General features: G+C 36.9%; 11 protein-coding genes. 5 read left to right on the plus strand and 6 right to left on the minus strand.

Annotated elements, in window-relative coordinates:
* Positions 1 to 75: 75 nt before the first annotated feature.
* Together nagB and RBH94_RS04910 are read left to right on the plus strand one after the other, a co-directional pair.
* Positions 76 to 2001, plus strand: a complete 1926-nt coding sequence (gene nagB, locus RBH94_RS04905) for a glucosamine-6-phosphate deaminase (protein WP_307882627.1) — start codon at positions 76 to 78, stop codon at positions 1999 to 2001.
* 8 nt (positions 2002 to 2009) lie between these two features.
* Positions 2010 to 4043 (plus strand): beta-N-acetylhexosaminidase, encoded by a 2034-nt coding sequence (locus RBH94_RS04910; RefSeq protein ID WP_307882628.1) that lies wholly within the window; start codon positions 2010 to 2012, stop codon positions 4041 to 4043.
* Here the strand turns inward: RBH94_RS04910 and RBH94_RS04915 are convergent.
* The 5 genes from RBH94_RS04915 to RBH94_RS04930 all read right to left on the minus strand — a co-directional run bounded on the left by RBH94_RS04915 (position 4035) and on the right by RBH94_RS04930 (position 7177).
* The gene (locus RBH94_RS04915; RefSeq protein WP_307882629.1) at positions 4035 to 4481 is read right to left on the minus strand and encodes a DUF3157 family protein; all 447 of its coding nucleotides are present in this window, start codon (positions 4479 to 4481) and stop codon (positions 4035 to 4037) included. The genes RBH94_RS04910 and RBH94_RS04915 overlap by 9 nt on opposite strands.
* Before the next feature lie 39 nt (positions 4482 to 4520).
* Positions 4521 to 4727, minus strand: a complete 207-nt coding sequence (locus RBH94_RS04920) for a helix-turn-helix transcriptional regulator (RefSeq protein ID WP_188222800.1) — start codon at positions 4725 to 4727, stop codon at positions 4521 to 4523.
* 2 nt (positions 4728 to 4729) lie between these two features.
* The gene (locus RBH94_RS16070) at positions 4730 to 4789 is read right to left on the minus strand and encodes a hypothetical protein (RefSeq protein ID WP_374047736.1); all 60 of its coding nucleotides are present in this window, start codon (positions 4787 to 4789) and stop codon (positions 4730 to 4732) included.
* Positions 4773 to 5285 (minus strand): hypothetical protein, encoded by a 513-nt coding sequence (locus RBH94_RS04925; RefSeq protein WP_307882630.1) that lies wholly within the window; start codon positions 5283 to 5285, stop codon positions 4773 to 4775. Before RBH94_RS04925 ends, RBH94_RS16070 begins: the two co-directional genes overlap by 17 nt.
* 98 nt (positions 5286 to 5383) lie before the next feature.
* Positions 5384 to 7177 carry a M61 family metallopeptidase gene (locus RBH94_RS04930; protein WP_307882631.1) on the minus strand — a complete coding sequence of 598 codons (1794 nt, stop codon included), beginning with the start codon at positions 7175 to 7177 and terminating at the stop codon, positions 5384 to 5386.
* Between the two features lie 273 nt (positions 7178 to 7450).
* Between RBH94_RS04930 and RBH94_RS04935 the strand changes: the two genes are divergently transcribed.
* Complete coding sequence (locus RBH94_RS04935; protein WP_307882632.1) at positions 7451 to 8029, plus strand: hypothetical protein; 579 nt, start codon at positions 7451 to 7453, stop codon at positions 8027 to 8029.
* Between the two features lie 4 nt (positions 8030 to 8033).
* A complete protein-coding gene (locus RBH94_RS04940) occupies positions 8034 to 9470 on the plus strand; it encodes a flotillin family protein (protein ID WP_307882633.1) in 1437 nt (478 codons plus the stop codon).
* Positions 9471 to 9516: 46 nt separating this feature from the next.
* Here RBH94_RS04940 and RBH94_RS04945 read toward each other — a convergent pair whose 3' ends face one another.
* Positions 9517 to 11022 (minus strand): PLP-dependent aminotransferase family protein, encoded by a 1506-nt coding sequence (locus tag RBH94_RS04945; RefSeq protein ID WP_307882634.1) that lies wholly within the window; start codon positions 11020 to 11022, stop codon positions 9517 to 9519.
* A 65-nt stretch (positions 11023 to 11087) separates the two neighbouring features.
* On the opposite strand from RBH94_RS04945, the gene RBH94_RS04950 reads away from it, so the two are divergent.
* On the plus strand, positions 11088 to 12905 hold the full coding sequence (locus RBH94_RS04950) for a TonB-dependent siderophore receptor (protein ID WP_307882635.1): 1818 nt from the start codon (positions 11088 to 11090) through the stop codon (positions 12903 to 12905).
* Positions 12906 to 12907: the final 2 nt, after the last annotated feature.

A 12907-nucleotide genomic window follows, 5' to 3' on the forward strand; every position in this document is an offset into this window, starting at 1 on the left:
AGAGCACGCTCTAATTGAAGAAGCTCTTAACAAGCAAGCAGAACAATGTTCTGCTTGCTTTTAAAAACAGATGAAATGAAAGTAGATATCACTGATTATAAAAGTATAGCCTACAGAGAGGCTGGAAAATTTGAAGAAACACGCTTTGAAAAAATTCACAATGTTATTTTCGAATCTTCACTTGAAGCTTCAACTATTGTAGCCCAGGAAATCGCCTCTTTAATTCGTGATAAACAATCGCAAGGTCTACCTTGTATTCTTGGTTTAGCCACCGGATCGTCTCCTATAAAAGTGTACGAAGAGCTGGTACGTATGCACAAAGAGGAAGGCTTAAGTTTCTCTAATGTAGTCACTTTTAACCTGGATGAATACTTTCCAATGGATAAACACAACATTCAAAGTTATCACTACTTTATGCACGAACATTTGTTCAACCATATCGATATCCTTTCTGAAAACATCAACATCCCCGATGGTAAAGTACCTGCCGACGAACTATACCAATTCTGCATAGATTATGAAATGAAAATTAAATCCTATGGCGGACTAGATTTTCAATTATTAGGCATAGGACGAACAGGGCATATCGGTTTTAACGAACCCGGATCACACCTCAACTCTGGCACACGAAGCATTACTCTAGATCACATTACACGTGTTGATGCCGCCTCATCTTTTTTAGGCATTGATAACGTGCCACGTAAAGCCATCACTATGGGTATTGGCACCATAAAAAGCGCCAAACGTATTGTGTTATTAGCATGGGGAAATAATAAAGCACAAATTATACAACAAGCCATTGAAGGCGAAATAACCGCAAACATTCCTGCAACTTATTTACAGGAACATCATAACACCACCTTTGTATTAGATCATGAAGCAGCACTGGAACTTACCCGAGTAAAAACCCCTTGGTTAGTTACCTCTTGCTTATGGACCAATATTTTAAAATTAAAGGCCGTGGTTTGGCTTAGTGAACTACTAAATAAACCTATTTTAAAACTAACTGATAAGGATTATAACGATAATGGCATGTCTGGCTTATTAACCGAAGAAGGCACTGCTTACAATTTAAACATTAAAATGTTTAATCAGCTACAACATACTATTACAGGATGGCCCGGAGGAAAACCTAATGCTGATGATACTTACCGTCCTGAACGCGCCACTCCAGAAAAAAAGCGCATCATAATTTTTAGCCCACACCCCGACGACGACGTTATTTCTATGGGTGGTACTTTCGATCGCCTTGTGGAGCAGGGTCACGACGTACATGTGGCTTACCAAACTTCAGGAAACATTGCTGTTTCGGATGAAGAAAGCTTGAAATTTGCAGAAATAGCAAACCTTTTCGAACCAAATGCAGAAATAGATAAAATAATTTCATACCTCAAAACAAAGCGAGAGAGCGACATCGACTGTTTAGAAGTACGAAATCTTAAAGGCAAAATACGTCGTAGCGAATCGCTTGGCGCCACGCGTTATTTAAACTTAAAAGATGAAAACGTACACTTTCTAGATCTTCCGTTTTACGAAACCGGAACCATTAAAAAAGGGCATTTAACTTCAGCTGATATCAGTATCATGTGTAACCTGATTGAAAGCATAAAACCGCATCAAATATATGCTGCCGGAGATTTAGCCGATCCGCATGGCACACACCGTGTATGTTTAAATGCTTTATTTATGGCATTAGATGAATTAAAAACCGAACCCTATATGAACGATTGCTGGGTTTGGCTCTATCGTGGTGCCTGGCACGAATGGGAATCCTACGAAATAGACATGGCGATTCCTATGAGTCCCGATCAGGTACTTAAAAAACGTCATGCCATTTTCTATCACCAGTCGCAAAAAGACGGGGTGATGTTTCAGGGCGACGATTCCAGAGAATTCTGGGTGCGCGCCGAAGACCGCAACCGCTTAACCGCAAAAAAATACAATGATTTAGGCTTAGCCGAATATGCTGCTATTGAAGCCTTTAAACGCTACCATTTTTAAAAACTAACATGAATAGATTACTTGCTATACTTTGCCTCATTACTTTAAATTGTTTCTCTCAATCCAATTTGAAAGAGACTTATAATTTAATGCCCTGGCCAAAATCAATAGAGGAAAATAACCAACGCTTTGTTATAGATGAAAACCTAACCGTATCCATTGAAGGTGATGCCCCAAAACGGGTTCAGCATGCAGTGACTTCATTTTTAAGACGTTTATCAAACCGATCAGGCGTGTTTATCAGTGAAGGTTTTGCAATGCCTTTATCTGAAAACCAGCAAGCATCAATTCAAATATCTTTTAAAGAATCTGCTAAGTTAATCATTGACGACGACGAGTCGTACCAATTAGATATACAGTCTAATAAAGTAACGCTTGTTGCCAAGACAGATGTTGGGGCTATTCGCGGGCTGGAAACACTTTTACAATTACTAACAAATAACGATTTTGAATACTATCTACCCGGTGTTTCCATCTCCGATGCCCCACGTTTTGTTTGGCGTGGTTTAATGATTGATGTCTCCAGACACTTTCATCCCATAGACGTGATAAAACGAAATCTGGACGCTATGGCTTCGGTTAAAATGAATGTCTTTCACTGGCATTTAACCGATGACCAAGGTTTTAGAATCGAGTCGAAAACCTATCCCAAACTACACGAACTGGCTTCCGACGGACTGTATTATACACAGGAACAGATTAAAGAAATTGTAGAGTATGCCTCTATGCTTGGTATTCGAGTAATTCCGGAATTTGATGTTCCTGGCCATGCTACCGCCATTTTAACTGCCTATCCGGAACTTGGAAGTAAACCCGGAGCAACCTATAAAATTGAACGTTATGCCGGTGTTTTCGATCCGACTTTAGACCCAACTAACGAGGACGTATATGTTTTTCTAGATAAATTATTTACTGAAATAGCGCCGTTGTTTCCTGATAGTTATTTTCATATTGGTGGCGATGAAAACGAAGGCAAACACTGGGATGCTAACGAAGATATTCAGCAATTTAAAAAAGATAATAATCTTGCTACTAATCACGATTTACAAACGTATTTCAATATCCGATTAGAAAAAATTCTGAATAAACTGGATAAAAAACTAGTAGGCTGGGATGAAATAATGACACCAAACATGCCCAAAACGGCAATCATTCATTCTTGGAGAGGTGAACATGAAGGTTTAGCAAAGGGAGGCACTTTAATTGAAGCTGCAAAAAAAGGCTATAATACCATTTTATCTAACGGGTTTTACATCGACCGTATGGAATCGGTGGTGAAACATTACCAAACCGAACCGATTGGAAATATTGATTTAACACCTGAAGAACGTAAACGCATTTTAGGTGGCGAAGTAACCATGTGGAGTGAATTGGTAACCCCATTAACCATCGACTCCAGAATCTGGCCACGAACAGCAGCTATTGCTGAACGCTTATGGTCACAAAAAACAGTTACCGATGTTGACAATATGCTTAAACGCTTAGAAGTTATCAATTACAGACTAGAAGAGGTTGGCATTACCCACATTAGAAACAAGGATGTTATTTTAAGAAACCTGAGTAATAATGAGGATATTTCAGCATTAGAAATACTTTCTAATGTTTGTGAGCCGCTTAAAATTTACAGCCGAAATGAAGGTGGTACTGAGTATAAAACCTTTTCCCCTTTCACCTTGTTTGCCGACGCCTGCAATGTCGATGCTAAGGATGCTTTAAAATTTAAAAAAGCCGTTACAAACTATTTAAATTCGCCTTCCGAAGCACATAAAACAGACATTATTTCGCTATTGGAAATCTGGTCGAAAAACCATGAAGCCTTTCAAAATATTGATAAAAACCCTAAGATAGCACCATTGGAAACTTTATCATATAACCTATCGGAAGTTTCAAAATTCCTGTTAAAGCAATTACAAAAAGAAAAGACATCGAAAAAAGACCTGAACACATTCAAAGCTCGAATAGAAACTTTAAGACAACCTTTTGCAGATGTAGAACTGGTTATTGTAAATGATTTGGAAAAACTATTTGAGGCTTTAAAATAGTTTACCTGCTTGAATAATGGTAAACCCGGTTCGCTTATAATCGACCTTTTTACCATTAGCACAAAACTGATATCTGCCTTTAGATTTTTGCTCTGAGGCAGATATTAAAATAACCTCATCAACCGAGCAATTATAATCTTTTGCCACTTTTCGCTTAACATCATCAATAGTTGCTCTACCCTTCTTTAACTGCGATTGAATTTTACCATTCAACTTAGGCTCCTCATAATCGGCTCCTAAATTACAAGCATCATCAGTTTTAGTTGCTTCTGAAATATCATTTTTTGAAGCTTCCTTAGGTGCAGCATCAATATATTCCCAGGTATAATCAGCTTTTAGTAACACTCGGCGACCATCTTCTGTTTTCACAATGTAATTGTTTTGAGCAAAAGTCGCAGATGTGATAAAAAGTAATAAAAGGAAAATAATAGATTTCATAAAAAGAGTGTTAAATTCGATGAATTCAAAAGTACAAATTTAATCTTCAACATATTCCAGAATATCACTTGGCTGACATTCTAAAGCTTTGCAAATGGCTTCTAATGTTGAAAAACGAATAGCCTTTGCTTTACCCGATTTTAAAATAGAAAGATTCGCCTCGGTAATTCCAATAATTTCAGCCAAATCTTTACTCTTTATTTTACGCTGCGCCAGCACAACATCTAAATTTACAACTATAGACATGGTTATATGGTTAAGTCGTTTTCTTGTTTTAACAAAACACCTTCCTTAAATATTTCGGCCATTACAAACGAAATCAGCACTAAAAAAAAGAGGAACAAATGAAATAGAAATTTTACTTATTCCGCCTTGCTCAAAACCAATATAATAATAGCTCGTTAAAAAAGCATATATTAAAATGAATACGCCCAATCTCCTAAATGATTTTACATTCCCCAAACCAAATGTTTCAACTTGTTTTACCGATTTAATAACTTTTAAAAATTCTTTTACACATAAAAACAAAACAACTAAAATTCCTGTAAGCTTTAAATATATTATGTAAAGTGAAGTCGTCTTAATTTTACTAAGTTTAAAAATCTGACTATAATCCTCTACGGAATTATCTTTCCATTTACTTACCAAACTATAGCCTCCAGAGTTGATTTCAAAATTAAATGTTCCTTTATCAAACAGACTTTTATCGAATTGTAAATAAATGAACAAAATTGTTAATCCTAAAAAAGAGAAAACTAAAAAGCCTCTTAAAATATTACATATCGCAATGGTAATATTAAGCAAAACATTCTTTGTCATAGTAAATGTTATTATCGTTTAACAATAACAAATATAATTAAATTATTGAAAAACAATAATAATTTATTGAAAAAGAGATATTTCTAACGCTGTTTAGAAGACAGCCATGCCTTTCTTGCTACTTTTTGTTTAGTATTCAACTTTTGGTTATTTGCTTCAAACAGGTTCAACCTATATGCCGTATTTGGTTGTAAAGTCACATTTATTTGCTTCGGAACACCAAATCGTTCATATTCAATTTGAATACTATCGTTTGGTTTTAAACTGGCTATTAAAGCATTGAAATCCTTAGCAGAAGTAAAACCTGTTTCGTTTACCTTTAAAATTTTATCACCTTCTTCCAGTCCAGCGTTATAGGCTGCTGTTCCGATAATGGTGTTTTTTGAAATAAAACCTTCGTCGTTTACAGAAACTCCAAATGCAGCTTTGTCTAACTCCTGAGTTAAAATCACACCTACAGAACTTAATAAACCCTTCATTTCAGGCATATCACTTTTGTAGATATAATTCTTAAAAAAGTGAGAGCCAAAAGTTTCTCCGGCATACTCATTTAAGGTATTATGTAAGTCTTCAACAGTATATGGTTTTTCCTGTTTTCCAAATTTGTTCCATACCAGTTTCATATAGTCGTCGAGATTCAATCCGTTTTTACGCAACGACAAGTCTAAAGCCAGGCCAAGCATATTTCCGTATGAATAATATGAAATAAATGTATTGTCTCTATTAACAGGATCTACCGAACGAGCGGCATCTACAAAAGGCGCCTGATAACTCATTTCAATCGGGTTAAAAAACTGTCGCGCTGGGGAATTCCAAACATAATTGAACGTTCCTGTAATGCCTTTTACATATTGCTCCTCACTGATTAAACCTGCTCGGCATAAGGTTAATGTTGTGTAATAACTGGTAAACCCTTCGGCAAACCAAAGCTCACCACTCATATTCGCTTCTTCAAAATCAAACGGTTCTAATGCATCGGGACGTATACGCTCCACATTCCAGCAATGAAAAAACTCGTGAGCCACGGTTCCTAAATTAGAATCCATTCCTCCGTTGGCCAAACTTCGCGTACTGGTAACAATAGTTGAATTTCTGTGCTCCATACCATCGCCTGAGGCATTAGGAATATAACACACCAAAAAAGTATACTCACCGTAATCGAACTTCGGCAATTCGCCATACACCTGCTCCTCCTCCAAAACAATATTCTTAACGCGGTTAAAATATTCATCCAATTCCGCTTCGGTACCGTTATGATGCAACACAAAGCTTATGGTTTGTCCGTTTACCTGAAAGGAACGCTTGCTAAAATTGCTCACTTCGGTTGGACTATCCATAAAATACTGCAAGTTTTCAGCATAATACGTGTTTCCTTCAACATGTTTTAATTGCGTTGCGACTTTCCAGTTTAAGTCTTCACGCACATTAAAAGTAACCTCCATAGGTTTTTCCTCTAAACTGGGCGCATACATAAAAGTTGCCGGCATGTTTAAATGCGCATGCGTATCATCTATTTGAGAATAGGTGCCTCCTCCTCGATTAGCGAATAAAACATAGTTTACTTTTATCGTGCCATCATGTCCTGAAACCGTCCAGGAATACGGATCAGGTCTTAAGGTTTTTAATTCCTTTCCTTTACCATCGGTCACTTTTACATCGTAAACATTTTTCATAAATTCATGCAAAGCATAACGCCCTGGCGAGGTTCTGCTCATTCTAAACTCAACAGTTTTGTCTTTTAAATCGGTAAAAACAGCTTCAACAACTGCTTCATGGTGTGCCGAATTTTCAAAAGAAATGGTATAGGTTGAAGCTACTTGAGCTATAATCGTGGAACTACTGAAAATTAAAAGGAATGAAAAAAGAATTCTATACATAACGAAATTTTAGAGGACTAATATAACATTTTTGAATCACCGACAATTTCCATAAAAATTGAAAATAATCACCTTCACTGTAACAAATGTTAGATTCAAACTACATATAGGTAAGAAAACTTCATTTCGTAATTGCCTATTAAACTCATTAATAACATTTTAATTTAACAAATAGGAATTTAACGAAATTGATGTTGATTTTACTTTCGAAAGAGTAATATAAAACCGTAAAAAGGTTTTATATTGATATCATAAAATTTAAATCTTTTAATTATGACCGAATGGTTTTACAGCTTAGAGCTCTTTCCTCAGATTTACTGGGGTATTGCCCTAATTGCTTCAGTTGTTTTTATAATCATCATGGCGCTAACCTTTATTGGCGGCGATTCTGATGGACTTGAACTTGAAACAGATGCCGAAATAGAAGCCGATACCGGTATCGGATTTCAGTTTATCACCTTTAAAAACTTGGTCGGGTTCTTTACCATATTCGGGTGGAGCGGTATTGCTTGTATAGATAGTGGCCTATCAAAACCGCTTACCGTAATCATTTCACTTGGTGCAGGTTTATTAATGATGGCTATTATGGCGGCCATGTTTTATTATATGAGAAAACTAAGCCATAGCGGTACATTAGATTTTAAAAATGCCATTGGCGCTGTTGGTGAGGTCTACCTGACTATTGGTGCTAACCGCTCTTCTATTGGAAAAGCTCATGTTCGCATTCAGGGTGCACTCAGAGAACTTGAAGCTTTAACCGATGCAAAAACTAACTTGAAGTCGGGAACTGTAATAAAAGTAAAAGATGTTACCGATAACGGAATTTTAATTGTAGAACAACTTAATAACTAATTTAATGCTAACACTTATCACTCAGGACGCCTTTAGTTTCGGGCTTCCAGTGGCTGTTATCGCAGCCATTATGTTCATTTTTGTATTTTTTATCGTGCTTATTCGCCGCTATAAACGCTGTCCTTCCGATCGCATTTTGGTGGTTTATGGTAAAGTAGGCGGCGGGCAATCGGCCAAATGTATTCATGGAGGTGCAGCCTTTATTTTTCCTGTCATTCAGGATTACGAATTTCTAGATTTAACACCTATTTCTATTGAGGTGAATCTGGTTAATGCCCTGTCTAAACAAAACATCCGTGTTAATGTGCCTTCAAGATTCACCATTGGAGTATCTACCGAACCTGGCATTATGCAAAATGCCGCTGAACGTTTGTTAGGTTTATCGATGAACGATGTTCAAGAGTTAGCTAAAGAAATTATATTCGGTCAGTTACGTTTAGTTGTGGCCTCGATGGATATTGAAGAAATCAATTCTGATAGAGATAAATTCCTTACCAACATTTCGCAAAGTGTCGAGTCGGAACTTAAAAAAGTAGGTTTAAAACTCATTAACGTAAACATTACCGATATTGTAGACGAGTCCGGGTATATCGAAGCATTAGGTAAAGAAGCTGCCGCACACGCTATTAATGCCGCTCGTAAATCGGTTGCTGAGAAAAACAGAGATGGTTCTATTGGTGAAGCTAACGCTGTTCAAGACGAAAGAACTCAGGTTGCTGCCGCCAATGCACAGGCTGTAGAAGGTGAAAATACCGCTAAAATTGCGGTTGCCAATTCCGACTCTCTTCGTCGTCAGCGTGAAGCAGAAGCAGAACGTGTGGCTATCGCTTCAGAAAAAGTACAAAGTGCAAAAGCATTAGAAGAGGCTTACGCCGCAGAACAAGAAGCCGAAACTGCCAGAGCAGAACGTGAGCGTTCTTCACAAATGGCCGATGTTATCGTCCCTGCTGAAATTGATAAAAAGAAAGTAGAAATTGATGCTGAAGCAGAAGCTGAACGTATTAGAAGACGCGCCAGAGGAGAAGCCGATGCGATTTTATTTAAAGCGCAAGCCGAAGCACAAGGTATTTACGAAGTCTTAACCAAGCAAGCCGCCGGTCTTGATGAAATTGTTAAAGCTGCCGGAAACAACTCCAGAGATGCTGTGTTATTATTAATTGCCGACAAACTTCCTGAGCTGGTTAAACTACAATCTGAAGCCATTAAAAACATTAAGATTGATAAAGTTACGGTTTGGGATAATGGTAGTACGAGTAAAGACGGTAAATCGTCTACGGCAAATTTCCTTTCTGGCATGTACAAATCGGTACCGCCATTACAAGACATGTTTAATATGGCCGGCATGCAATTACCTGAATATTTAAAAGGGAAAGATGTTGAAATAAAACCAGAAACTAAAGGTAATTCAGATATTGAAGAAGCTTCTGCTAATGAAGAATAATATTATTCACTCTAATAAAAGCCTCATTATTAACTTAATGGGGCTTTTATTTTAACATTACCTCATCATGAGCTTGCTTTAATTTCCTAATAACAACTTCAATCTCTTCTTCATTTAACTGTCCAAATCCCAGACGAATAGCACAGGTATTTTTATCCTGATACAAAATGGTTTTAGGAATGAATAAATCTAGTTTTTCAGCTTCTTCAGCGAGTTTTACTAAAGAGATTTTAGGCTCAAATTGCAACCACAATGCCAGTCCTCCAGTAGGTGTTTCAAAATGGATTTTATCACCAAAATACTTTTTTAATTGCTCACATAAAACATCACGTCGTTCTTTATAAACCAAAATATTCTTTTTAATAAGCCGAGAAATTTCGCCCTCATGAATTAATTCCGCCAACATTTGCTCCTGAATTAAATCACCTTGTTTATCCAATAGCTGTAAGTAGTTTTTAGCTTCCAAAATCAGGTTTTCCGGAGCCACTACAAACCCTGTTTGAAAACTTGGAAATAACGACTGCCCCAACTTCCCGAGATAAATCACCATACCATTAGCATCAGCACTTGCCATGGGCAACATAGCCGATCCTTCGTATTGAAAATCGTAATCGTAATCGTCTTCAATAATAGCAAACCCATAATCTTTTGCCAAATGCAGTAACTTTAAACGGCGTTCTGCACTTAGGGTACTCGTGGTAGGGTAATCACGTTGCGCACAAACATACACACAGCGAATACTACCCTTTACAAAATGCGTTTCAATATAATCAATGTCAAGTCCTTCATTATCTACCGGAATGGTTTTAATAGTCGCCCCTACTTCCTGAAAAATCATATTCGATTCATAATTACTCAACTGTCCTACCAACACCAAATCTTTCGGTTTTATGAGCAGCTGTGAAACGATATACAAACTCATTTCAGTACTGCGCGTATTAATGATATTATCAGGTTTAATATGAAACCCTCGGGTCGCGTTTAAATAATTACACAACTGATGCTGGAAGATAGAATGTGTATTCTTTCCTACTCGATTCCACTTGTTAATGAGCGTTTTTCGCTTCATAACCGCACTATACCATTTAGAAAACTGGTGAATAGGATGCAATCGTAAATCAGGTTTTCCATTGGTAAGACTATATTTTGCAGTAGTGATTTGGGTAGTAGATGCCAAATGTAAAGAAGTTTGAAACGGAAACCCGGTGGTTTTCGAATACGCATATGCCTGATCGATTTGCTGTGCAGATGCAGTAATCTTAGCCGTTCGTTGTTCAGGTACCAAAACAAAGGTCCCTCTATTGGGTAAAATCTCAACCCAACCTTGGGAAGCCAACTCATCGTAAATGGCAACTGCCGTGTTTCTGTGAACTTTTAACAACTGACTCAAACCTCGAGTTCCGGGTAACAATGTTCCCTTTAATAAATAACCACGCTGAATTAAATTAATAATTTGTTCAGCAACCTGCATAAAAATGGGTTTCGCTAAGGACTTATCGAATGAAACAAGTTTTTCAAAAAGACTTTCAACCGGACTATTTAGTGTTTTCAAACTGGACTATTTTAATAGTCCGCTAAGTTACGACTTTTGCACTGTTTTTAATTTTAAACTTAATCATGAAAAACAAACTGACTCTCATTTCATTTGTATTGCTTTATTCTTTTTTCGCTAAGGCACAAAATGAACCTGTAAAAATGGATTCGTTACAGGAAGTTACCATTACTTCAACGCGTATCGATTTACCCTTTAAAGAAAACTCAAGAACCATAAATATTATAACTTCTGAAGACATAAAAAATAGTGCTGCTACTAATGTCGCAGATTTACTACAACAAGTTGCAGGTGTTGACATTAGAAAACGTGGTACTGGTGGAAGCCAGGCCGATTTATACATTCGTGGTGGTAGTTTCGACCAAACCTTATTGCTTATTGACGGCATAAAAATGGACGATGCACAAACCGGTCACCACACCATGAATGCCGCTTTACCCATTGAAGTTATTGAACGTATTGAAATTATAAAAGGGCCTGCAGCGAGAGCATTTGGACAAAATGCGTTTGCCGGAGCGATAAACATTGTAACTAAAAACCAACTAAACAATAGTGTTTCGGCAAATCTTGAAACGGGCTCTTTTAATCAGTTAAACGGATCGGTAACTGTGGGATCTGACTTAGAAAACTCCTCCCATATTGCACACATGGGAAAATTATCGTCTGATGGCTACAGAACAAATTCAGATTACGATAATTCTAACTATTTCTTAAAAAGTGTATTTAACAAAAATGCACTTCCAATAGAAATGCTTGCCACATTTTTCGAGAGAAAATTTGGTGCTGAAAACTTCTACACAAATAATGAAACCTTTCATGAATATGAAGAAACTCAGAATAGCTTAATTGGTATTTCCACAGCATTTAAAACATCTAAACTAAAAATAAAACCAAGACTATACTGGAAACGTAACCAGGATATGTTCTTGCTAAGACGTAACGAACCTAGTTTTTATAGAAACTTACACATTAGCAATAAAGTAGGCGCTGAAATTAATACGTCTTATACTTCAAATCTTGGAGTTACTGGCTTAGGTATTGATGTCTCACAAATTTATATGACGAGTAATACATTAGGTGACCGCGAACGTTTCATGACTACAGCATTCTTAGAGCATCGCTTTAAATTAGAGAATCTGGATATTACGCCTGGTGTAGCCGTGACTTACTTTTCAGATTTTAAATTTCATGCGTTCCCTGGTGTAGATTTAGGATATAAAATCTCTGAAAACTTTAGAGCTTACGGTAATGTAGGATACACTTACCGCGTGCCGACTTACACCGATTTATATTACAGCGACCCGGCAAGTATTGGAAACGAAAACTTGGAACCAGAAGAGGCACTTTCTGGAGAAGTTGGAGGTAAATTTTTCTCTTCAAGATTTAATGCCTCGTTTGCATTGTTCTATAAGGATGCAGAAAACTTAATTGATTACGTAAAAGCGAATGCCGACGATCCTTTTATGGCACAAAACATTAGAGATTCTAAAACGAAAGGATTTGAAGTTAATACCTCTTACAATTTTACAGTTAACAACTTAAAGCAAAATTTATCGGTTGGGTACACCTTCATGGAAGATAAAATTGAAGACATCAACCTTGATTTTTCTCGATATTCCATCAACTCGTTAAAGCATCATTTCACATCACGTTTAAGCACGCGTATTACAAAAAGCATCAACTTTAATGTGATTTATAAATACGCTGAACGTACTCAGGGATTAAGTTATAACGTACTAGATGCTTCAGCGATCTTCCATTTCAATCAAGTTGAATTAAGCATCACGGCTAACAACATTTTCGATGCAGATTATATCGAAACCGGTATTGTGCCAATGCCTCCAAGCAATGTGTTATTTGGTTTACGTTACCACTTTAAATAAAT

Origin of the sequence: Aestuariibaculum sp. YM273 (genome assembly GCF_030908365.1) — a bacterium.
Classification (GTDB): Bacteria; Bacteroidota; Bacteroidia; order Flavobacteriales; family Flavobacteriaceae; genus Aestuariibaculum; species Aestuariibaculum marinum.

What these genes read in the sequence shown, in the direction of transcription:
- RBH94_RS04935 (WP_307882632.1), top strand. Translation starts at nt 7,451, where the DNA reads ATGACCGAATGGTTTTACAGCTTAGAGCTCTTTCCTCAGATTTACTGG.
- nagB (WP_307882627.1), top strand. Translation starts at nt 76, where the DNA reads ATGAAAGTAGATATCACTGATTATAAAAGTATAGCCTACAGAGAGGCT.
- RBH94_RS04920 (WP_188222800.1), bottom strand. Translation starts at nt 4,727, where the DNA reads ATGTCTATAGTTGTAAATTTAGATGTTGTGCTGGCGCAGCGTAAAATA.
- RBH94_RS04940 (WP_307882633.1), top strand. Translation starts at nt 8,034, where the DNA reads ATGCTAACACTTATCACTCAGGACGCCTTTAGTTTCGGGCTTCCAGTG.
- RBH94_RS04915 (WP_307882629.1), bottom strand. Translation starts at nt 4,481, where the DNA reads ATGAAATCTATTATTTTCCTTTTATTACTTTTTATCACATCTGCGACT.
- RBH94_RS04930 (WP_307882631.1), bottom strand. Translation starts at nt 7,177, where the DNA reads ATGTATAGAATTCTTTTTTCATTCCTTTTAATTTTCAGTAGTTCCACG.
- RBH94_RS04950 (WP_307882635.1), top strand. Translation starts at nt 11,088, where the DNA reads ATGAAAAACAAACTGACTCTCATTTCATTTGTATTGCTTTATTCTTTT.
- RBH94_RS04910 (WP_307882628.1), top strand. Translation starts at nt 2,010, where the DNA reads ATGAATAGATTACTTGCTATACTTTGCCTCATTACTTTAAATTGTTTC.